Below are 20236 nucleotides of genomic sequence, written 5' to 3' on the forward strand. Positions count from 1 at the left end.
AAGGACTTTATGTGCGGATTAGCTGGCGAGTTACGTTTTGATCAACAACCTGCAGACCTTGCAGCGATCGAGAGAATCACCCATCACCTGGCCCCTCGCGGCCCTGACGCGTGGGGCTTCCATGCCCAAGGGCCGATTGCCCTGGGCCATCGACGCCTGAAAATCATGGACCTGTCGGACGGCTCGGCGCAGCCGATGATCGACAGCCAGCTGGGCCTGTCCCTGGCTTTCAACGGTGCGATCTACAACTTCCCGGAGTTGCGCGAAGAACTCGAAGCACTCGGTTATGCCTTCTATTCGGGTGGCGACACCGAAGTGCTGCTCAAGGGTTATCACGCCTGGGGCGAGGCATTGCTGCCGAAGCTCAACGGCATGTTCGCCTTCGCTATCTGGGAGCGTGATGCCCAGCGCCTGTTCATCGCCCGTGACCGTCTCGGCGTAAAGCCGTTGTACCTGTCGCGCACCGGCCAACGCCTGCGCTTCGCCTCGGCACTGCCGGCGCTGCTCAAGGGCGGCGATATCAACGCGATCCTCGATCCGGTGGCGCTCAATCACTATCTGAATTTCCATGCCGTGGTGCCTGCGCCGCGCACCTTGCTGGCCGGTATCGAAAAACTGCCGCCCGCCACCTGGATGCGCGTTGAAGCCGATGGCCGCACCGAGCAGAAAACCTGGTGGACCCTGCCCTACGGCCCGAATGAAGACGAGAAAAACCTCAATCTGGAAGACTGGGTCGATCGCGTCCTCGACAGCACCCGCGAAGCGGTGGCGATTCGTCAGCGTGCGGCAGTGGATGTCGGTGTGTTGCTTTCCGGCGGTGTCGATTCGAGCATGCTCGTCGGCCTGTTGCGCGAAGTCGGTGTAGAGAATCTGTCGACCTTCTCCATCGGTTTCCAGGATGCCGGCGGCGAGCGCGGCGACGAATTCCAGTATTCCGACCTGATCGCCAAGCACTACGGCACCCGCCACCATCAGTTGCGCATCGACGAGAAAGAAATCATCGAGCAACTGCCCGCCGCGTTCCGGGCGATGAGCGAGCCGATGGTCAGCCACGACTGCATCGCTTTCTATCTGTTGTCCCGTGAAGTGGCCAAGCACTGCAAAGTGGTGCAGAGCGGCCAAGGCGCAGACGAACTGTTTGCCGGTTACCACTGGTATCCGCAGGTCGACGGCGCGGCGGACCCATACGCGGCCTACCGCGATGCGTTCTTCGACCGCAGCTACGACGACTACGCGGCGACTGTGCAGCCGAAATGGCTGGTCGACCACGATGCGGCGGGCGATTTCGTCAAACAGCACTTTGCCCAGCCCGGCGCCGAGGCTGCCGTGGACAAGGCGCTGCGCCTGGACAGCACGGTGATGCTGGTCGATGACCCGGTCAAACGCGTCGATAACATGACCATGGCCTGGGGCCTGGAAGCGCGCACGCCGTTCCTCGACTATCGACTGGTCGAGCTGTCTGCTCGTGTACCAGGTCAATTCAAGCTGCCCGATGGCGGCAAGCAAGTGCTGAAAGAAGCAGCGCGTCGGGTCATTCCAAGCGAAGTGATCGATCGCAAGAAAGGCTATTTCCCGGTGCCGGGTCTCAAGCACTTGCAGGGCGACACGCTCAACTGGGTGCGCGAACTGCTGCTGGATCCGAGCCAGGATCGCGGCCTGTTCAACCCGAGCATGCTCGACAAGCTTTTGACTGATCCGCAAGGCCAACTGACCCCGTTGCGCGGTTCGAAACTGTGGCAACTGGCGGCCCTGAACCTGTGGCTCAGTGAACAAGGAATCTGATTGATGAAACCCCATGCCACGTCCATCAACCAACGCCTGTTGCGTGGTCAGGCCCCCTCGTATGAACGTTTGCAGGCGCGCCTGGCCGAAGACGGCAGCCAGCCTGCCAGCGCCCCGATTGCCGTGCACTGTGGCTGGGGCCGGCTGTTGATCGGTCACACGTTCCCGGATCCGGCATCGCTGGCGCAGGAGCTGCTCAACGAGCAGCCCGGCGAGCGCGATATCGCCCTGTATGTTGCCGCACCGCAGCAGATTCTGGGCCTTGAGCCGACGCAGCTGTTTCTCGATCCGTCCGACACCCTGCGTTTGTGGTTCAGCGATTACCGGCAGGCCACGCGGGTGTTTCGCGGCTTCCGCATTCGTCGCGCGCAGAGCGAAACCGACTGGCAGGGTATCAACCGTTTGTACCAGGCGCGCGGCATGTTGCCGATCGATCAGGAGTTGCTCACCCCGCATCATCAGGGCGGCCCGGTGTACTGGCTGGCGGAAGATGAGGACAGCGGCGCGGTGATCGGCAGTGTCATGGGCCTCAATCATGAAAAAGCCTTCAACGATCCGGAACATGGCAGCAGCCTGTGGTGCCTGGCGGTCGACCCGCATTGCTCGCGCCCCGGCGTCGGCGAAGTGCTGGTGCGACATCTGGTCGAGCACTTCATGAGTCGTGGTCTGGCTTATCTGGATCTGTCGGTGCTGCACGACAACCGTCAGGCGAAAAACCTTTACGCCAAACTGGGTTTTCGCAACCTGCCGACGTTCGCCATCAAGCACAAGAACGGCATCAACCAGCCGCTGTTTCTCGGCCCGGGTCCGGAGGCGAATTTCAATCCTTACGCGCGGATCATCGTCGAAGAAGCCCATCGGCGCGGTATCGACGTGCAAGTGGATGACGCCGACGCCGGGCTGTTCACCCTCAGCCACGGCGGCCGTCGCGTGCGTTGCCGCGAGTCGCTGAGCGACCTGACCAGTGCGATCAGCATGACCTTGTGCCAGGACAAAAGCCTGACCCACAAGGTGTTGAAGGCCGCAGGCTTGAAACTGCCAGCACAGCAACTGGCGGGCAATGCCGACGATAATCTGGCCTTCCTCGATGAGCACCAACGGGTGGTGGTCAAGCCTCTCGATGGCGAACAGGGCCACGGCGTCGCGGTGGATCTGCGCACCATCGAAGAAGTGCAGAAGGCCATCGAAACCGCCAAGCAGTTTGACAGTCGCGTGCTACTGGAAAGCTTCCACGAAGGCCTTGATCTGCGCATCGTGGTGATCGGCTTTGAAGTGGTTGCGGCGGCGATTCGCCGTCCGGCGGAAGTGGTTGGCGATGGTCAGCATTCGATCGGTGCGCTGATCGAAGCGCAGAGCCGCCGCCGGCAAGCCGCCACTAGTGGCGAAAGCAAGATTCCGCTGGACCACGAAACCCAACGCACGCTGCACGCTGCCGGCTATGACTACAGCAGCATCCTGCCGGCCGGCGAGCATCTGTTCGTGCGGCGCACGGCCAATCTGCACACCGGCGGTACGCTGGAAGACGTGACCGACATTCTTCATCCGACGCTGGTCGACGCGGCCGTGCGCGCGGCGCGGGCCCTGGACATTCCAATGGTCGGGCTCGATCTGATGGTGCCGGCGGCGGATCAGCCCGAGTACGTGTTCATCGAAGCCAACGAACGCGCCGGCCTGGCCAACCATGAACCGCAGCCGACGGCGGAACGCTTTGTCGATCTGTTGTTTCCGCATAGTCAGCCGGCTGTCTCTTGAACCATCGTTGTTCCGGCTGACGCCTTCGCGAGCAGGCTCGCTCCCACAGGGGAATGCATTCCAAATGTGGGAGCGAGCCTGCTCGCGAAGAGGCCCTGAACGTCACCACCAATTTTCCTCATCGAAACCATCGATGTGCTCAACCCATCAGGAGTTTCCATGACCATGACCACACAAATCCCTGAACCGGATCTGGCTTACCTGCAAAAAGTGCTGCTGGAAATGCTCGCCATTCCCAGCCCTACCGGGTTCACCGACACCATCGTGCGCTACGTCGCCGAGCGTCTCGAAGAGCTGGGCATTCCGTTTGAAATGACCCGGCGCGGGACCATTCGCGCGACGTTGAAGGGCAAAAAGAGCAGCCCTGACCGCGCGGTGTCTGCGCACCTGGACACCATCGGCGCTGCTGTGCGTGCGGTGAAAGACAACGGTCGCCTGACCCTCGCCCCGGTCGGTTGCTGGTCGAGCCGTTTTGCCGAGGGCAGCCGGGTCAGCCTGTTTACTGACACCGGCGTGATTCGCGGCAGCGTGTTGCCGCTGATGGCGTCCGGGCACGCCTTCAACACCCAGGTCGATGAAATGCCGATCAGCTGGGACCATGTCGAACTGCGTCTGGATGCCTACTGCACGACCAAAGCCGATTGCGAATCGCTGGGCATTCATGTCGGCGACGTGGTGGCCTTCGATCCGCTGCCGGAGTTCACCGAAAGCGGCCATATCAGCGCGCGCCATCTCGACGACAAGGCCGGTGTTGCCGCATTGCTCGCTGCGCTCAAGGCGATTGTCGACAGTGGCCAGGAATTGAACATCGATTGCCATCCACTGTTCACCATCACTGAGGAAACCGGCAGCGGCGCAGCGGCGGCATTGCCGTGGGACGTCAGCGAATTTGTCGGCATCGACATCGCACCGGTCGCCCCCGGCCAGCATTCAAGCGAACACGCGGTGAGCGTGGCGATGCAGGACTCCGGCGGGCCGTATGACTATCACCTGTCGCGGCATCTGTTGCGTCTGGCCGATGAACACGAATTGCCGGTGCGCCGTGACATGTTCCGCTATTACTTCAGCGATGCGCACTCGGCGGTCACCGCCGGCCACGACATTCGCACTGCCCTGCTCGCTTTCGGCTGCGATGCCACGCACGGCTACGAGCGTACGCACATCGACAGTCTGGCGGCGCTCAGCCGCTTGCTCGGCGCGTACATTCTGAGCCCGCCGGTCTTTGCCAGCGATGCGGCGCCGGCCAATGCTTCACTGGATCGCTTCAGCCATCAGATCGAGCATGACACGCAGATGGAAAGCGAAACCCGCGTGCCGCCGGTGGACAGTCTGGTGGGGCAGCGTTCTGACAGTTGAGCCTTCGGTGAACAGATAACCGCCTTCGCGAGCAGGCTCGCTCCCACAGAGATCGCATTTCAAAGGTGGGAGCGAGCCTGCTCGCGAATGGGCCGGCAAGACCGATACAGAACTGGCAGACAAAACCCAATCCCCGTAGCATCCCGACATTGATTTGACCGAGGTGCCCATGCTCATTCCCCACGACGCGCTTGAAGTCGACACCCTCACCCGCCTGATCGAGGATTTCGTCACCCGCGACGGTACCGATAACGGCGATGACACCCCGCTGGAAACCCGCGTCCTGCGTGTGCGTCAGGCACTGACCAAAGGCCAGGCATTGATCGTGTTCGATCCGGAAAGCGAGCAGTGCCAGCTGATGCTCAAGCACGACGTACCCAAGCATCTGTTCGACTGAAACCGTCAGCCAGCCTTCGCCGCGGCTTCCTTGCGCTTGATCCGGTCATAGACCTCGGCGCGGTGTACATGGACCTTTTTCGGCGCCTCGACGCCGAAGCGCACGCTGGAGCCATTGACCGACAGAACACGCAGGGTGATGTCGTCTCCGATTGAAATCAACTCACCGACCACACGGCTGAGTACAAGCATGGGATTCATCCTTCAGGACTGGCAAACCCTGAAGATGCGCGGCTTACAGCGTCTTCACAATCCACGACGAGCAAATCAGTCTTGCCCTACAGCTGCCCACGCCCGCAGCTGTCAGACGCTTCGCACAAAAGCCTCAGGCAGCGGAAAAGCGCGGCCCGAACAGAATGATGCTGGCACCGACCACGCACAGGGCCATGCCGATCCAGTCCGAGCCCAACGGACGCACCCGCTCGACCACCGCCAGCCAGCCAATCGAAGCAACGATGTAGATCCCGCCATACGCGGCATAGGCGCGCCCGGCGTAGGCCGCCTCAACACGGGTCAGCAACAGTGCAAACAGGGTCAGGCTGAGCAACGCGGGAATCACCCACAACGCGCTCTTGCCCTGGCGCAGCCACATATAGAAGGCAAAACAGCCGGCGATTTCAAACAGCGCCGCAAGGAAGAACCACAAGTAATTGAGCATGGAGGCGTCTCGACAGGGTGACCGTGGCGGCCACCCTAACGACGCGGCGGGAATCGAACAAGATCAAGCGTTGTTTTGTTTGGCCTTGGCGCGCATTTTCTCGGCCATGGAAGTCATTTCGTTGTAGAGCAGTTGCGGATTCTTTTGCTTGATTGCCCAGGCCATGCGCCCTTGTTCGTGGGGCAGAATCAAGAATTCGCCGGCGGCGACTTGCTGATAGATGTAGTCAGCGATGTCGGCTGCGCTGATCGGCGAACTTTCCAGCAACTTGCCGACCTGGGCTTTCATGGCCGGGGTCGGGCCACGGAAAGAATCGAGCAAGTTGGTCTGGAAGAACGACGGGCAAACCACATGCACCGCCACTTCCTGCTGCGCGAGTTCGATCAGCAGACTTTCCGACAACGCCACTACGCCGGCCTTGGCCACGTTGTAGTTACTCATTGCCGGGCCTTGCATCAACGCGGCCATGGAGGCGATGTTGATGATCTTGCCCTTGCTCTCTTCCAGCAGCGGCAGGAACGCCTTGCAGCCCTTGACCACGCCCATCAGGTTGATCGCGATCTGCCAGTCCCAGTCTTCCAGCGACAATTCGCTGAAAAACCCGCCCGAGGCGACGCCGGCATTGTTGACGATGATGTCGATGCCGCCGAGCTTCTCCTCGCAGGCCTGGGCGAAGGCGGTGAGCTGGCTGTAATCGCGCACGTCGCAGCGCTGGATGAAACCGTCACCGCCCGCCTCGCGCACCAGCTTCAGGGTTTCCTGCAGGCCGGGCTCACTGACATCGGACAAGGCCAGCCGCCAGCCTTCACGGGCCCAGCGCAGGGCGATTTCGCGACCCAGGCCTGAGCCTGCACCAGTGATCATCATGCGATTTTGCATAGCGGACAGCCTTGTTGTTCCGGGAGAGATGCGCCGAGTGTAGCGAAGGAAGTTCGTTCACCCACGCTCCATCCAGTTGCTGAATGGAGGATCAAAAGATTCCAGCCGTCATTGTTTTCCGGTTGGTCTCATGTAGGAGCTGACGAGTGCAACGAGGCTGCGATCTTTTTGCTGGAAAGGAAATAACCGAGCAATCCAAATACATTAAAAAAACATTGAATTTTTTTTCATCGGCGCAAGTCGGAACATGTAAGCCGGCTGGAATTTAGTTGCTCTCCAGCTGCCCACTGAGCATCAAGACTCTTCCAGACTCTGAACAAGGAAATCACCCATGGGCACAATTCTAATCATCATCCTGATCCTGTTGCTGATCGGTGGCCTGCCGGTCTTCCCGCACTCAAGAAGTTGGGGTTATGGCCCGTCGGGCATTATCGGCGTGGTGTTGGTCGTGCTGCTGGTGCTGTTGTTACTCGGCAAGATATGACGATTTGAAGCGGTAAAAAAAGAGGCCCTTGTTCAAGGGCCTCTTTTTTATTGCGTGGACTTTAACAAGTGATCAGTCCGGCTTGCCATGAATAACACCGGCGGTGTTATCGAGCAGGCTCTTGGTCGCGGTTTGCAGGAACGCCTCAAGTTTGAGTTTGAGTTCGGCAGTGCGCGGCGCGTCTGGCACTACTTCGGCGTGCGGGTTGGCGCCAAGCTGGTATTGCCAGATTTTCGGGCCCATGTCCTTGTCACGCGGCAGCACCAGAATCTGGTCGGCGGTGACGATGGCGGTGGTCTGTTCGCTGCCCGATGGCTTGATCACACCGAAACCGGTATCGCCCTGCGGCAGGTTGAGCAGGTCACGGCCCCAGCACTGGTGACGCACTTCGCCACCGAGACGGCCCATGATGGTCGGCACGATGTCGATCTGCGTCCCCACGGTGTGGTCGCGGGTACCGAACTTCTGCTGAATGCCAGGGGCGATCATCAGCATCGGCACGTTGAAGCGGCCCAGGTCCATTTCAGTGATCTGGCGCTCGTTGCCGAAGCCATGGTCGCCGACGATGACAAACAGGGTTTCGTTGAAGTACTTCTCTTTGCGCGCCTTCTCGAAGAACTGGCCGAGCGCCCAATCGGAGTAGCGCATGGCGGTCAGGTGTTCGTTGAGGCTGCCACGGTCAGTCACGCGCTCGACCGGCAATGGCGTCGGCAAGGCGTACGGCGTGTGGTTGGACAGGGTTTGCAGCAGCGCGTAGAACGGCTTGCCGTTTTCCCGCGCCTTCAGTTCTTGCAGGCCACGATCGAACATGTCCTGGTCGGACACGCCCCAGGTCGGATCGGAGAACACCGGATTGACGAAGTCATTGCGGCCAACGAAGTTGGTCATGCCCTGGTTGCTGAAGAAGCCCGACTGGTTATCCCAGGCGAAATCACCGTTGTAGACATAGACATCGTCATAGTCGCGGGCGCTGAGCAACTGCGGCAGGCCGGACAGTTTGTGGCTGCCTTCCGGGGTCTGCATCAGGTATTCGAAACCTGGCAGGTTGGGGAAGCAGGCCATGGTCGCGAACATGCCCTGATGGGTGTGGGTGCCGTTGGAGAAGAAGCGGTCGAACAGCAGGCCTTCCTTCGACAGCTTGTCCAGGTACGGGGTGATATTGCCCGGCGCGCCCAAAGCACCGACCGAGTGACCGGCCATGCTTTCCATCAGGATCACCACGACGTTCTTGATCGGCAGGGTCTTGTCGGCCGGCGGCATGTAGTCGCGGCGAACAGCGGCGATGTCGGCATCGACCAGTTTGTCGTCCGGCATCAGCAGCATGTCGCGCACCACTTGCTGCGCCTGTTCCTGGGGCAGCGTGGCTTTCCAGATATTGTCGCGGTCTTCGCCCATGCGCGCCTTGGCTGCGGCGACCAGCGACAGCGTGCCATTGAGACCGAGCTGGTTGGCGAAGTTGGAATCGGTGGTGTAGACGTCACCCCAACGCATCGGCGGGCCTTGACGCAAGGTGCCGCGAGCGGCGACCACGCAGATCAGCAGGCAGACCACGAACACCGCCAGGCGGGTGTACCATGGCGCAACCTGACGGGAGCTGACGCTGCCGCCGCTGAACGGTCCGCGCGGGCGGGTGGCGCGGTCGGCGCCTTTGAACGCCAGGGTCAGAATGACCGTACCGATCACCCACGCCAGCACGTAGCGCACCACCGGGAAACCGTACCAGAGCATGCTCATTACGGTTTTCGGGTCTTCCTTCACGTACTGGAACACCAGACCATTGAGGCGCTGGTGAAATTCGCGGTAGAAGTCCATCTCCATCAGGCCGAGAAACAGCGCGATGCTCGAGGCGACGGTCAGCCACAGACGGAAGAAACCGCGCGCGGCCATGGCCCGGGCACTGAACAGCGCCAGCACCAGCGGAATGCACAGGTAGACCACCAGGCGCAGGTCGAAACGCAGACCGTTGACGAACGCTTCAAGGAAGGTCGCGGCCGGGGTGTCGAGGATCATCTCGCGGTTGTAGACCAGCAGCGCGAGGCGCAGCGCGGAAAACATCACCATCATGACCAGCGCGCACAGCAGCGTGTAGGCCAGATGCGATTTGACGGTCGGTTGCAGCAGGCGAGCAGAAGATCGCTGCTGATTCAGGGCGTCCGGGTTTGCCATGTCGTTTTAGGACCCATTGGAAGTTGAAGTTGCAAAAATACAGCGGCGCCAGGCCCTCTATTGGTCAGTCCAGACCCCGGGGCGTGCGCGGTGCGCAAATGTTGCACGATCGTTCACACCATTGCCATTGATTACTGCCCTGCTCTTCGAGACTTTCATTTGAAGGGCTAGCAGCGCAATGGCAGGCAACAAGTGCGGGCGAATTGTCTTGGAGACTTTGTGAAAATTTCGTGCAACGCATATCTGGAAATACAATTTAGAGACAAAACAAAACGCCCCGAATGGTTCGGGGCGTTTTGCTTACAGCCAATTGATTATTTCTCGGCGCGTTCTTTCAGCGCTTTCAGGGTATTGAATGGCGCATCGACCACAAACTTGTTGGCGACCATGGCCGGCACGCTTCCGCCCGGTTCGGTGTGCACCTGATAAGTCACTTCAACCTGATCGCCTTTAGGCACGAACTTCCAGAAGCCTTTGACTTGCTGGACCCGCACGAAGCCTTTTTCTTCCGGCAGATAGGTCGGCACGCCTTCAAGATTACGGGTCAGGCTGCCATCGGCGCCCTCAACAGTGGTGATTTTCAACACCGAATCACGCGGGGTCACCGGCCATGGCGTATTGAATTGCGAATAGGTCCAGCTCAGATCGCCTTCGTGCTTGAGCAGTTTCTGGCTTTTGCACTCGTGAATCCACGCGCAGGCGCCGGAGACGTCTTCCTGCAAGGCACGCAGTTTGGCAACGGTGGTTTTCATCAGCGCAACGCCTTGGTAGGACTTGTAATCCGAACCGGGTATTTCGCTCAGGGAAACCTTGATGCCGTCTTCGTTCTTGGCCACTGTCCAGTCTTCCGCGTGGACGACCGAAGTGGCAAGTACGGCAGTCAGACCACACAACACAGCGATACGGTGCAGCGAACCCATAGTGTTATTCCTTATTGTTGAAGTTCCGTTGGTGAACACATCATGCCGCCGTCATCTGCTCCCACCAGCCGATCAATCTGATCGCTTCTTCTGAACTGCTGCCGCAAACCTCGACATCCGCAGCGAAACCCGAGCAGACAGCCGGACGTTCCGGACGGCCGAAAATGCTGCACAGGTTATCGACCGACAGTTGCACGCAACGTTCGCCGGCGGGTTTGCCATCGGGCATGCCGGGAATCGGCGAACTGATGGAGGGGGCAATGCAGCAAGCGCCACAGCCTTCACGGCATTTCATGACGAAAGATCCTCGCGACGGGCGATGTGTAAAGAGACGGGGAACAGAGTAACCGCTAAAACAGCTGTTTCAAATTGCTGCAAGCGGCTTTTCAACGATAAGTAAAAGTGACCGGGCAGTCTCCGACGAAGCGTCTGGTCTGCACGTCGCAGAGGGCTGCATCTATTGCTTGAATTCGAAATCCAGCGCCGCGCCTTCCACATCGCGTCGCGCTTCGTTGCGCAATTGCAACTCCATTTCATTGCTGAGCAAGCGGCCGTTGAGCTGGAAGCCGTTATCTTTCTCGCCAAACATCTGCGGCAGGATCGCCTCGCGTTTGGGCAGTTCTACGGTGCCCTGTGGCTTCAGGTCTTCAACCATCTCCTTGGGCAGGCTGAGATCGAGTTTTGCCGGCGGCAATTTGGTCTTGGCCACTTCGCTCGCGGATTTCGACTTCGAGGCAACCGGGCGGCGCTTCTTCACCGTGGCGTTTTTTTTGGCCTGGGCTTTTTTTGCCGGAGCCACGGTTTTGACGGCTTTCTTCGTCGTACTGGTCGCTGCCGGTTTTTCCTGGGCTGCGGCCGCCATAACACCCGGTGCCTGACCGATCATCAACAAACCCAGCAATACCCACGCGGCAGGAACAATGGCTTTCATGGACCCAACGAACTAACGGCAGAGGGCCACATGCTCGCTTGTTGTGCGTCACATGACAAGCCTCAGCGCCCTCCCCGTTCAGAATCCGCCAGCGGTTTCCTGACACAGTTGGGTGGCCAACAGACCCAGCGTCATCAGCGCCCGCTCCGCCTCGCGGTTCCACGGAATGCCGCAGTTGAGGCGGATACAGTGGTTGAACTGCTCGGTATTACTGAAGATCAGCCCCGGTGCGATGCTGATGCCTTGTTGCAGCGCGCGGACATGCAATTCCTGAGTGTTGACCCGCCCCGGCAAGCTCACCCAGAGGATGAAACCGCCCGTGGGCCGGGACATCTGCGTGCCCTCAGGGAAGTGCTGCTGCACCGCCAGCTGGAACGCGCTGAGGTTTTTCCGGTACTCCTGACGGATGTAGCGTAAATGCCGGTCATAACCGCCGTTTTCCAGATAGGCGGCAATCGCCATCTGCGTGACGCTGCACGCCGAATGGGTGCTGAAGGTTTGCAGGCGCTGGATTTCCTGTTGGTATTTGCCGGCGATCATCCAGCCGATACGCACACCTGGCGACAAGGTTTTGGAGAAGCTCGAGCAGTAGATCACCCGATCCAGCCTGTCGTAAGCCTTCAGCGCCTTGGTACGGCCCTGCTCGAACATCAGTTCGCCGTAGATATCGTCTTCGACAATCTGAATGTCGAAATCCGAGGCCAGACGCAACAACTGTTTCTGCCGCTCTTCCGGCATGGTCCCGCCGAGGGGATTGCTCAGGCGCGTGGTCAGCACCAACGCCTTGATCGACCACTGGTTGGCGGCCAGTTGCAAGGCTTCCAGGCTCATGCCGGTGGCGGGGTCGCTGGGGATTTCGATGACCTTCAGGCCAAGCAGATCGGCCAGTTGCAGCAGGCCGTAATAGGTCGGTGATTCGGCAGCGATCAGATCCCCCGGCCGGGTCAGCACGCGCAACGACATCTGCAAGGCGTCGACACAGCCGTGGGTGATCACCACTTCCGACGGATCGACCACCACGCCAGCGTCACGCATACGGATCGCGACCTGCCGGCGCAGCGGTTCGAAGCCGGGGCTGAACATGTAGCTGAACGCCCGTGGGCTGTGAAACCGGGTGACCTTGGCCAGCTGCTGATGCAGCGCGCGCACCGGCAGATAATCGACACTCGGCACCGCAGCGCCCAGCGGAAACACGCCTTCGCGCCGCGACTCGACCAATACCTGCTGGATGATGCTGCTGCGCGTCACCAGCCCCGGCCGTTCGACCCGGGCAATATCCGGCGTCGGCGCGGTCAGCGCTGGGGTCTGGTGCACGTAGTAACCCGACTGCGGTCGGGCGCGGATCAGGCCCTGATCTTCAAGGTTGGCGTAAGCCTGCAACACCGTCGCATGACTGACGTTGAGCTGCGAACTCATCTTGCGCACCGAAGGCACGCGCTCCCCCGGTTGATAGACACCACGGCGGATGTCTTCGGCCAGTTGCTGAGCAATACGTTGGTAGAGCAAGAGATTGGTCATGACGCAGCACTCGATTTCACGGGCATTTTATTCTTGTCTGAAACAATACCGGAACAGTTTAGAAGTGTACTGGGACAGTTGCCAGATTACTCGACCGTACAGTGGGGTGTCTGTCCCATCTGTACGGTTTTGCGCAGCAATCGACAGACATAAAAAAGCCCGGCACTGCATGACAGTCCGGGCTTTCCAGAGACGCAGCCCTCAACGGGCGGCGCCGAGCTGGCCTTTTTCGTCAGAGAACACGATCTCGACGCGGCGATTCTGCGCCCGGCCACGCTCGGAGGCGTTGGCATCGACCGGGAACTGGTCGCCGTAACCTTCGACCTGAATGCGTTTTTCGTCGATACCCAGATCGACCAGCACGTCAGCCACCGATTGCGCGCGATCGCGGGACAGTTTGAGGTTTTCCTGTTTGCCACCGGTGCTGTCGGTGTAGCCCTCGATGCGCACCACGCGCTTGGGGTTGAGTTGCAGAAACTGGACGATCTTCAGCACGACACGGTTGGCCGAGTTTTTCAGTTCCGCCTGGCCGGTGTCGAACAACACGTCGCCGAGGGTCATGACCAGCCCCCGATCGGTCTGTGTGGTGGCCAGCGCCTCGATCTGTTCCTCCAGCCACTTGCCCTGCTGCTGCACACTGAGCAGCTTCGACTCGCGCAGAGCCAGTTGCAGACGCTGACGCTCAAGCTCGAGCTTGGCTGCGCGTTCCTCGTTGAGCGCCTGGTTGGTGTGCTCGCGGGCGATTTCGCTGTAGCGCTGGCTCAGGTAGGCGTAATGCACCACGTCGGCACCGCTGCCCCAATAGGTCGACAGCCGATCGGCGCGGGCCAGGGATTCGCCGGCGCGGATCACGTCTTTCGGCGCGATGCGCAGCACGTTGGAATCTTCCTTGACCTTCTGGAAATCAACGCCGGCCTGTTGCAGCGCCGCCTCGCTGTGCTGGCCGGCGCAGCCGTACAGGCTGGCGCAACCGGCGAGGAGCAGAATGCCGAGAGCATTGGACTTGAGGCTCATTGCGCTTCCCCCAGTTGCAGCTGCTTGCGCAGGCGGACAATGCGGGTATTGAGCACATTCAGCTGTTCTTCACTTTTTTTCGTCAGCACCTTGGCCTCGGCCAGACGTGCATCCAGTTCCGCCTGCTCGGCACGCATGCGCGCGTTGCGATAGGACTCGTCGGCCATGCTGCCTTTGGCGCGGTTGTATTTTGTTTCGGCCAGTTGCATTTCCGGCACTTCGTCAGCGGTGGCGCCGACTGCCTTGGCCTGCACGATGGCTTGTTCGGTCAAACGCATTTGCTCACTGGGTGCCGGATCGGATGCGCACCCGGCCAGGGCCAGAACGGCCACAGCCGCGAAAAGAGGTCGAATACTCACTAAGAATCCCTACTGTTTTGGGGCACTGACAGGTTGTGGCGGCTGTTGCTGTTGCGCCTTCCAGCGCTCGATGTTGCGTTGCAGCGCGGCTTCCGTCAGTCCGGACGCGGGCAATTCTGTCATCTTTTTGGCGAGCTGTCCGCGCAACCACGGATCGTTGCAGGCCGAGTTATGCGAAACCGCGAGGAACAGACCCGGCCGGTCGATGGGTTGTTCGAACGCCAACAGATCGCTGGTCATGCCCAATGTCTGCGCGGCGGCCAGGCCTGAGTAACGTCCGGCGAGGACATATTCCACCTCGCCCAACAGCAGTTTCTGTAATGCCTCGGTAAGGTTTGCTGTGCGGGTCAGGGTCAGATTCTGTTCGGCGAAAGTGCCGAATGCCTGAGTCATCCGCGACTTTTCCGACACCGCGCCGGCATGGCCTTTCAGGTCGCCGGCCTCGGCATAGGTCAGCGTCGAGCCTTTGCGCGTCCACACCAGGTAGTCGTTTTCCAGCAGTGGCGGATGAATGAAGTCGAAGTTTTCCAGCTCATTCACGGTCAGCGGCGCGTCGGCCAGCATGTCCATACGCCCGCTGCGCACTTCATCGAGGGCCTGCGAGCGTTTGCCGGCGTAGAGCAGGTCGACTTTGATGCCCAGATCCTTGGCCACTTGCTGCAACAGATCGGCACTGGCGCCGATCAGGCGCTTGGGGTTTTGCGGGTCCTGCCACAAGTACGGCGGCGCGTCAGGGCTGCCGGTGACGACCAGGCGCTCACACTTGCCCGCGGCCATGGCCAAACCTGGCAACAGGGCCAATCCCAACAACCATCCGCAGCGCAGATCCATGGCAAAACGCTCCCGCTTGAAATTCGAGACAAAAAAAAGCCCGACCAACAGGCCGGGCTCTTTATAAGTGAAGACGCCGGATTAGACCAGCTTCTCCAGCTCAGGTACTGCTTCGAACAGATCCGCCACGAGGCCGTAATCGGCCACTTGGAAGATCGGCGCTTCTTCGTCCTTGTTGATCGCAACGATCACCTTGGAGTCTTTCATGCCAGCCAGATGCTGGATCGCGCCGGAGATACCGACGGCGATGTACAGCTGTGGCGCAACGATCTTGCCGGTCTGACCGACCTGCATGTCGTTCGGTACGAAACCTGCGTCGACCGCAGCGCGTGAAGCGCCAACAGCAGCGCCAAGCTTGTCGGCCAGCGCGTACAGGTGTTTGAAGTTGTCACCGTTCTGCATGCCGCGACCGCCAGAGACGACGATCTTGGCAGCGGTCAGCTCAGGACGGTCGGACTTGGCCAGCTCTTCGCTGACGAAGCTCGAAGTACCGGCGTCGTGGGCAGCACCTACGGCTTCAACGGCAGCCGAACCACCTTCAGCAGCAACCGGATCGAAACCGGTGGCACGCACGGTGATCACTTTGATCGCGGCGGTCGATTGCACGGTGGCGATGGCGTTACCGGCGTAGATCGGGCGCTTGAAAGTGTCAGCGCTTTCTACCGAGATGATCTCGGAGATCTGGTCAACGTCCAGCGCAGCAGCAACGCGCGGCAGGATGTTTTTGCCGTTGGAAGTGGCGGCAGCGAGGATGTGGCTGTAGCCAGCGCCCAGCTCTGCAACCAGCGGAGCTACGTTCTCTGGCAGCTGATGCGCGTAAGCGGCGTTGTCAGCATTCAGGACTTTGCTCACGCCAGCGATTTTAGCCGCGGCTTCGGCCACCGGACCAGCGCCCTGACCTGCTACCAGAACGTGGATGTCGCCGCCGATTTTGGCAGCAGCGGCCACGGTGTTCAGTGTGGCCGGGGCCAGCACTTTGTTGTCGTGTTCAGCAATAACCAAGATAGTCATTTAGATTACCTTCGCTTCGTTCTTGAGTTTTTCAACCAGTTCAGCCACCGACTTGACCTTGATGCCTGCGCTGCGTGCAGCCGGCGCTTCAACTTTCAGTGTCTTGTTGGTGGAGGCGGTGGAAACGCCCAAAGCGTCCGGAGTCAGCACTTCGAGAGGCTTCTTCTTGGCTTTCATGATGTTTGGCAGGGACGCGTAGCGCGGCTCGTTCAAACGCAGGTCGGTGGTGACGATGGCCGGCAGTTTCAGCGAAACGGTCTGCGCGCCGCCGTCGATTTCGCGAGTCACGGCAACGCTGTCGCCGGAGACTTCGACTTTCGAAGCGAAGGTGCCCTGACCGTAGCCGCTCAGTGCCGCGAGCATCTGGCCGGTCTGGTTGTTGTCGCTGTCGATCGCCTGTTTGCCAAGGATCACCAGCTGCGGCTGTTCCTTGTCGACAACGGCCCTGAGCAGCTTGGCCACGGCCAGCGAGGTCAGGTCTTCAGCGGATTCGACGAGGATGGCGCGGTCGGCCCCCAGAGCCAGTGCGGTACGCAGCTGCTCCTGAGCGGTGGTCGGGCCGATCGAGACGACGACGATTTCAGTCGCAACGCCCTTCTCTTTCAGGCGTACGGCTTCTTCCACGGCGATTTCGCAGAACGGGTTCATCGACATCTTGACGTTGGCGAGGTCGACGCCGGAATTGTCCGCCTTGACGCGGACCTTGACGTTGTAATCCACAACGCGTTTGACAGCTACAAGAACCTTCATGGATTCCTCGTTACTCTCCGGTGAAAAGAAAGTCGCCTAGGCGAACCTGGCGGATGATGCTCATCGGGCGACAAGGGCACCTCTAAAAACGCCGGCTTGAATGTGAGGTGATTCACTTCGCGAAGAGCGGTGACCGTTCGTCAGGGGTGACTGCCGGGTCATTCATTCTCACGCTGTGTAAACTGCGCGCCGGACTTGCGCTGCGCATCACCGTCTACTGCCTGTGCCCTGTCTTTAGAGGTGCTCTTGAAACCGCCAGTCTGCCTACGGCGAGCGCAAAACCGCCCGTATCTTGACCGGAACGCCCATTCTGGTCAATACGCCAAAATGCCCTGTCATAAGCCGCGCTTCTTTGATTTATCAGGGCTGGAGGCGATTCAAACAAACGTTTGTATTGGACGCTAGGAGTGGTGTAGATATAATGCGCCGCCTAGAGAGAAAGGTGGATTCGCCAATATTCCCTTTGACGTTAACGTAAAGGCAATACGGATGCGAGATCAAACCTCCATATTAGAAAAAAAACTGTTGAGCCTTGAGTAGGAGATAGCCTGTGGAACGCGAATACATGGAATTCGACGTCGTCATCGTCGGTGCCGGCCCCGCTGGTCTGTCCGCCGCCTGCCGCTTGAAGCAGAAGGCCGCTGACGCCGGTAAGGAAATCAGCGTCTGCGTGGTCGAAAAAGGCTCCGAAGTCGGCGCACACATCCTCTCCGGTGCGGTGTTCGAACCCCGCGCCCTGAACGAACTGTTCCCGGACTGGAAAGAGCTCGGCGCGCCGCTGAACACGCCAGTCACGCGCGATGACATTTTCGTGCTGAAAAACGCCGACAGTGCGCAGAAGATTCCTGACTTCTTTGTGCCCAAGACCATGCACAACGAAGGCAACTACATCATTTCCCTGGGCAATCTGTGCCGCTGGCTGGCTCAGCAGGCCGAGAACCTGGGTGTGGAAATCTATCCGGGCTTCGCCGCTCAAGAAGCGCTGATCGATGAAAACGGCGTAGTGCGCGGGATCATCACCGGTGATCTGGGCGTCGACCGTGAAGGCAACCCGAAAGAAGGCCTGTACACCCCAGGCATGGAACTGCGTGGCAAATACACGCTGTTCGCTGAAGGCTGCCGTGGCCACATCGGCAAGCAACTGATCAAGCGCTACAACCTCGACAGCGATGCCGACGTTCAGCATTACGGCATCGGCCTGAAAGAAATCTGGGAAATCGACCCGGCCAAGCATCAGCCAGGCCTGGTGGTGCACACCGCCGGCTGGCCGCTGGACATCATGGGCACCGAGAACACCGGCGGCTCGTTCCTCTATCACCTGGAAAACAATCAGGTGGTGGTCGGTCTGATCGTCGACCTGTCCTACAGCAACACTTACCTGTCGCCGTTCGATGAGTTCCAGCGCCTCAAGCATCACCCGGTGCTCAAGCAATATCTGGAAGGCGGCAAGCGCGTCAGCTACGGCGCCCGCGCCATCGCCAAGGGCGGCCTGAACTCGCTGCCGAAAATGGTCTTCAAGGGCGGCGCGCTGATCGGTTGCGACCTCGGCACCCTGAACTTCGCCAAGATCAAAGGCAGCCACACAGCGATGAAGTCCGGCATGCTCGCGGCGGAATCGGTGGCAGATGCGCTGTTCGCCGAGCAGGATTGCGCCGTCGAACTGACCACTTACGTCGACGCGTTCAAGAACAGCTGGCTGCACGAAGAACTGTTCGCCAGCCGTAACTTCGGCCCGGCGATTCACAAGTACGGCGCGATCATCGGCGGTGGTTTCAACTGGCTGGACCAGAACATCTTCGGCGGCAAACTGCCGTTCACCCTGCGCGACACCAAGCCGGATTACGCCTGCCTCAAGCTCGCGGCCGACTGCAAGAAGATCGATTACCCGAAACCTGACGGCAAACTGAGTTTCGACAAACTCAGCTCGGTGTTCATCTCCGGTACCAACCACGAAGAAGAGCAGCCGTGCCACTTGAAGCTGACCGATCCGAGCATCCCGATCAGCAAAAACCTGCCGCTGTACGACGAACCGGCGCAGCGCTACTGCCCGGCCGGCGTATACGAAGTGATCACCAAGGAAGACGGCGAGAAGCGCTTCCAGATCAACGCCCAGAACTGCGTGCACTGCAAGACCTGTGACATCAAGGACCCTGCGCAGAACATCACTTGGGTCGCGCCGGAAGGCGCCGGCGGCCCGACTTACCCGAACATGTAAGTCGAAACGCTGAACAACAAGGCTCCCGACATGGGGGCCTTTTTGTTGCCCAAAATTCCCCTGACACCACAAAACAACTGTGGGAGCGAGCCTGCTCGCGAAAGCGGTGTGTCATATAAAGATGATGTCGACTGATACACCGCCTTCGCGAGCAGGCTCGCTCCCACTGGGGATATCGGCGGATCAGGCAGCGCGCTCATCCCCAGGACTGCGCTCGAAGTAACGCTTGTATTCGCGACTGAACTGCGACGTGCTCTGATACCCCACCCGATGCGCCACCTGCGCCACGCCCAGCCCCTCCGCCACCAGCAGCGTCTGCGCCTTCAACAAACGTAAACGCTTCAGATACTGGACCGGCGACAACAACGTGCTGCGCTTGAAATGCTCATGAAACGTCGACACGCTCATGTTCGCGCAACCGGCCAGTGTCTCGACATTCAGCGGCTCGGTGTAATGCGCATGCAGATGGCTGATCGACGCCGCCACCCGGGCGAATTGCCCTTGTTGCTCGACCAACGCCCGCAACACATCCGCTTGCGGCCCGCGCAGCGCGACGAACAATAACTCGCGAACCCGTGCCGGGCCGAGAATCTGGCATTCCAGCGGATCGTGCAGACAGCTGAGCAGCCGTTCGACACAACCGCGCATGCCATCGTCGAGCACCACCGAGGTCATCGACTCCGGCGTCTGCGCCGGAATATGCCGACCCGGCGCCAGCCCCATGGCCAGCACCAGTTCGCCGAGCAGGACACGATCGATCGCCACCGACACACCGAGCAATGGCGCATCGGGCAAGGCAAAGGTTTCACATTCGAACGGCACCGGCAGCGCCTGGATCAGGTAATGCCCGGCGCCGTACTCCATGGTTCGTGGGCCGAGGAACGCCAGTTTGCTGCCCTGCGCGATGATCATCAGGCTCGGCTCGTAAATGTGCGGGCCACGGGCGACGTCGCAACTGGCGCGCAGGATCTGCACACCGGGCAGGCCGGTCTGGCTGTAGCCATCGCGCAGCGCCAGCGGTTCGATCAACGAAACCAGCCGGGCATTGGCATCAAGATGACGGGTCAACTGCATCGAATAAGTCTTCGTAAAATTCACGGAAAAGGGGATGAAAACATCATCGCAGATCCGCTGACCAATGCGATCGCCGAAACCCGCATGCCGGAGGATTAGGCATGAGACCCGGAGAAATCGTCATGGCCGCACCCGCCTCT

General features: G+C 60.0%; 20 protein-coding genes. 6 read left to right on the top strand and 14 right to left on the bottom strand.

Features of this window, described 5'->3' with window-relative positions; all coding sequences use genetic code 11:
* Positions 1-9: 9 nt before the first annotated feature.
* The 4 genes from KVG87_RS17290 (at position 10) to KVG87_RS17305 (ending at position 5287) form a co-directional block, all read left to right on the top strand.
* Entirely contained in the window at positions 10-1782 is a 1773-nt protein-coding gene (locus tag KVG87_RS17290) for an N-acetylglutaminylglutamine amidotransferase (protein WP_217851749.1), read from the top strand.
* Between the two features lie 3 nt (positions 1783-1785).
* Positions 1786-3534, top strand: a complete 1749-nt coding sequence (ngg, locus tag KVG87_RS17295) for an N-acetylglutaminylglutamine synthetase (RefSeq protein WP_217851750.1) — start codon at positions 1786-1788, stop codon at positions 3532-3534.
* A gap of 165 nt (positions 3535-3699) precedes the next feature.
* Positions 3700-4890: an osmoprotectant NAGGN system M42 family peptidase gene (locus tag KVG87_RS17300; RefSeq protein WP_024013890.1), complete on the top strand. Its 1191-nt coding sequence runs from the start codon at positions 3700-3702 to the stop codon at positions 4888-4890.
* A 169-nt stretch (positions 4891-5059) separates the two neighbouring features.
* Positions 5060-5287, top strand: coding sequence for a YheU family protein (locus KVG87_RS17305; protein WP_003172962.1), 228 nt, complete (start codon positions 5060-5062; stop codon positions 5285-5287).
* A gap of 5 nt (positions 5288-5292) precedes the next feature.
* Here KVG87_RS17305 and csrA read toward each other — a convergent pair whose 3' ends face one another.
* The 3 genes from csrA to KVG87_RS17320 form a co-directional block, all read right to left on the bottom strand.
* A complete protein-coding gene (csrA, locus tag KVG87_RS17310; protein WP_024013891.1) occupies positions 5293-5478 on the bottom strand; it encodes a carbon storage regulator CsrA in 186 nt (61 codons plus the stop codon).
* A 133-nt stretch (positions 5479-5611) separates the two neighbouring features.
* Positions 5612-5944: a YnfA family protein gene (locus KVG87_RS17315; RefSeq protein WP_016770946.1), complete on the bottom strand. Its 333-nt coding sequence runs from the start codon at positions 5942-5944 to the stop codon at positions 5612-5614.
* 63 nt (positions 5945-6007) lie between these two features.
* Positions 6008-6823 (bottom strand): SDR family oxidoreductase, encoded by an 816-nt coding sequence (locus tag KVG87_RS17320; RefSeq protein ID WP_076563780.1) that lies wholly within the window; start codon positions 6821-6823, stop codon positions 6008-6010.
* A 331-nt stretch (positions 6824-7154) separates the two neighbouring features.
* Between KVG87_RS17320 and KVG87_RS17325 the strand changes: the two genes are divergently transcribed.
* Positions 7155-7307, top strand: coding sequence for a DUF3309 family protein (locus KVG87_RS17325; RefSeq protein ID WP_003183939.1), 153 nt, complete (start codon positions 7155-7157; stop codon positions 7305-7307).
* Positions 7308-7379: 72 nt separating this feature from the next.
* Here KVG87_RS17325 and KVG87_RS17330 read toward each other — a convergent pair whose 3' ends face one another.
* The 10 genes from KVG87_RS17330 to KVG87_RS17375 all read right to left on the bottom strand — a co-directional run bounded on the left by KVG87_RS17330 (position 7380) and on the right by KVG87_RS17375 (position 16807).
* Positions 7380-9473 (bottom strand): LTA synthase family protein, encoded by a 2094-nt coding sequence (locus KVG87_RS17330; RefSeq protein WP_217851751.1) that lies wholly within the window; start codon positions 9471-9473, stop codon positions 7380-7382.
* Between the two features lie 314 nt (positions 9474-9787).
* The gene (locus KVG87_RS17335; protein WP_217851752.1) at positions 9788-10393 is read right to left on the bottom strand and encodes an START domain-containing protein; all 606 of its coding nucleotides are present in this window, start codon (positions 10391-10393) and stop codon (positions 9788-9790) included.
* A 40-nt stretch (positions 10394-10433) separates the two neighbouring features.
* Complete coding sequence (locus KVG87_RS17340) at positions 10434-10688, bottom strand: YkgJ family cysteine cluster protein (RefSeq protein WP_016770949.1); 255 nt, start codon at positions 10686-10688, stop codon at positions 10434-10436.
* Between the two features lie 162 nt (positions 10689-10850).
* Positions 10851-11324, bottom strand: a complete 474-nt coding sequence (locus KVG87_RS17345) for a translation initiation factor 2 (RefSeq protein ID WP_217851753.1) — start codon at positions 11322-11324, stop codon at positions 10851-10853.
* A gap of 78 nt (positions 11325-11402) precedes the next feature.
* Positions 11403-12842, bottom strand: coding sequence for an aminotransferase-like domain-containing protein (locus KVG87_RS17350; protein WP_024013893.1), 1440 nt, complete (start codon positions 12840-12842; stop codon positions 11403-11405).
* A 201-nt stretch (positions 12843-13043) separates the two neighbouring features.
* Positions 13044-13856, bottom strand: a complete 813-nt coding sequence (locus KVG87_RS17355) for an OmpA family protein (RefSeq protein ID WP_217851754.1) — start codon at positions 13854-13856, stop codon at positions 13044-13046.
* Positions 13853-14215 carry a DUF4398 domain-containing protein gene (locus KVG87_RS17360; RefSeq protein WP_038860459.1) on the bottom strand — a complete coding sequence of 121 codons (363 nt, stop codon included), beginning with the start codon at positions 14213-14215 and terminating at the stop codon, positions 13853-13855. Before KVG87_RS17360 ends, KVG87_RS17355 begins: the two co-directional genes overlap by 4 nt.
* Before the next feature lie 9 nt (positions 14216-14224).
* The gene (locus KVG87_RS17365) at positions 14225-15046 is read right to left on the bottom strand and encodes a substrate-binding periplasmic protein (RefSeq protein ID WP_217851755.1); all 822 of its coding nucleotides are present in this window, start codon (positions 15044-15046) and stop codon (positions 14225-14227) included.
* 81 nt (positions 15047-15127) lie between these two features.
* Positions 15128-16057, bottom strand: coding sequence for an electron transfer flavoprotein subunit alpha/FixB family protein (locus KVG87_RS17370; RefSeq protein ID WP_016770954.1), 930 nt, complete (start codon positions 16055-16057; stop codon positions 15128-15130).
* Positions 16058-16807: an electron transfer flavoprotein subunit beta/FixA family protein gene (locus KVG87_RS17375; protein ID WP_217851757.1), complete on the bottom strand. Its 750-nt coding sequence runs from the start codon at positions 16805-16807 to the stop codon at positions 16058-16060. It abuts the gene before it with no gap.
* Between the two features lie 550 nt (positions 16808-17357).
* Here KVG87_RS17375 and KVG87_RS17380 point away from each other — a divergent pair.
* The gene (locus KVG87_RS17380; RefSeq protein WP_217851759.1) at positions 17358-19022 is read left to right on the top strand and encodes an electron transfer flavoprotein-ubiquinone oxidoreductase; all 1665 of its coding nucleotides are present in this window, start codon (positions 17358-17360) and stop codon (positions 19020-19022) included.
* Positions 19023-19205: 183 nt separating this feature from the next.
* Here KVG87_RS17380 and KVG87_RS17385 read toward each other — a convergent pair whose 3' ends face one another.
* Positions 19206-20096: an AraC family transcriptional regulator gene (locus KVG87_RS17385; protein WP_016770956.1), complete on the bottom strand. Its 891-nt coding sequence runs from the start codon at positions 20094-20096 to the stop codon at positions 19206-19208.
* Between the last annotated feature and the right edge of the window lie 140 nt (positions 20097-20236).

It is taken from the genome of Pseudomonas siliginis, from assembly GCF_019145195.1.
In the GTDB taxonomy this organism is placed as follows: domain Bacteria; phylum Pseudomonadota; class Gammaproteobacteria; order Pseudomonadales; family Pseudomonadaceae; genus Aquipseudomonas; species Aquipseudomonas siliginis.

Excerpts from the sequence above, each read along its gene's own strand:
- ngg (WP_217851750.1), top strand. The coding sequence starts at position 1,786 with ATGAAACCCCATGCCACGTCCATCAACCAACGCCTGTTGCGTGGTCAG.
- KVG87_RS17345 (WP_217851753.1), bottom strand. The coding sequence starts at position 11,324 with ATGAAAGCCATTGTTCCTGCCGCGTGGGTATTGCTGGGTTTGTTGATG.
- KVG87_RS17320 (WP_076563780.1), bottom strand. The coding sequence starts at position 6,823 with ATGCAAAATCGCATGATGATCACTGGTGCAGGCTCAGGCCTGGGTCGC.
- KVG87_RS17365 (WP_217851755.1), bottom strand. The coding sequence starts at position 15,046 with ATGGATCTGCGCTGCGGATGGTTGTTGGGATTGGCCCTGTTGCCAGGT.
- KVG87_RS17375 (WP_217851757.1), bottom strand. The coding sequence starts at position 16,807 with ATGAAGGTTCTTGTAGCTGTCAAACGCGTTGTGGATTACAACGTCAAG.
- KVG87_RS17290 (WP_217851749.1), top strand. The coding sequence starts at position 10 with ATGTGCGGATTAGCTGGCGAGTTACGTTTTGATCAACAACCTGCAGAC.
- KVG87_RS17350 (WP_024013893.1), bottom strand. The coding sequence starts at position 12,842 with ATGACCAATCTCTTGCTCTACCAACGTATTGCTCAGCAACTGGCCGAA.
- KVG87_RS17330 (WP_217851751.1), bottom strand. The coding sequence starts at position 9,473 with ATGGCAAACCCGGACGCCCTGAATCAGCAGCGATCTTCTGCTCGCCTG.
- KVG87_RS17370 (WP_016770954.1), bottom strand. The coding sequence starts at position 16,057 with ATGACTATCTTGGTTATTGCTGAACACGACAACAAAGTGCTGGCCCCG.
- KVG87_RS17300 (WP_024013890.1), top strand. The coding sequence starts at position 3,700 with ATGACCACACAAATCCCTGAACCGGATCTGGCTTACCTGCAAAAAGTG.
- KVG87_RS17325 (WP_003183939.1), top strand. The coding sequence starts at position 7,155 with ATGGGCACAATTCTAATCATCATCCTGATCCTGTTGCTGATCGGTGGC.
- KVG87_RS17335 (WP_217851752.1), bottom strand. The coding sequence starts at position 10,393 with ATGGGTTCGCTGCACCGTATCGCTGTGTTGTGTGGTCTGACTGCCGTA.
- KVG87_RS17315 (WP_016770946.1), bottom strand. The coding sequence starts at position 5,944 with ATGCTCAATTACTTGTGGTTCTTCCTTGCGGCGCTGTTTGAAATCGCC.
- csrA (WP_024013891.1), bottom strand. The coding sequence starts at position 5,478 with ATGCTTGTACTCAGCCGTGTGGTCGGTGAGTTGATTTCAATCGGAGAC.
- KVG87_RS17305 (WP_003172962.1), top strand. The coding sequence starts at position 5,060 with ATGCTCATTCCCCACGACGCGCTTGAAGTCGACACCCTCACCCGCCTG.
- KVG87_RS17355 (WP_217851754.1), bottom strand. The coding sequence starts at position 13,856 with ATGAGCCTCAAGTCCAATGCTCTCGGCATTCTGCTCCTCGCCGGTTGC.
- KVG87_RS17340 (WP_016770949.1), bottom strand. The coding sequence starts at position 10,688 with ATGAAATGCCGTGAAGGCTGTGGCGCTTGCTGCATTGCCCCCTCCATC.
- KVG87_RS17385 (WP_016770956.1), bottom strand. The coding sequence starts at position 20,096 with ATGCAGTTGACCCGTCATCTTGATGCCAATGCCCGGCTGGTTTCGTTG.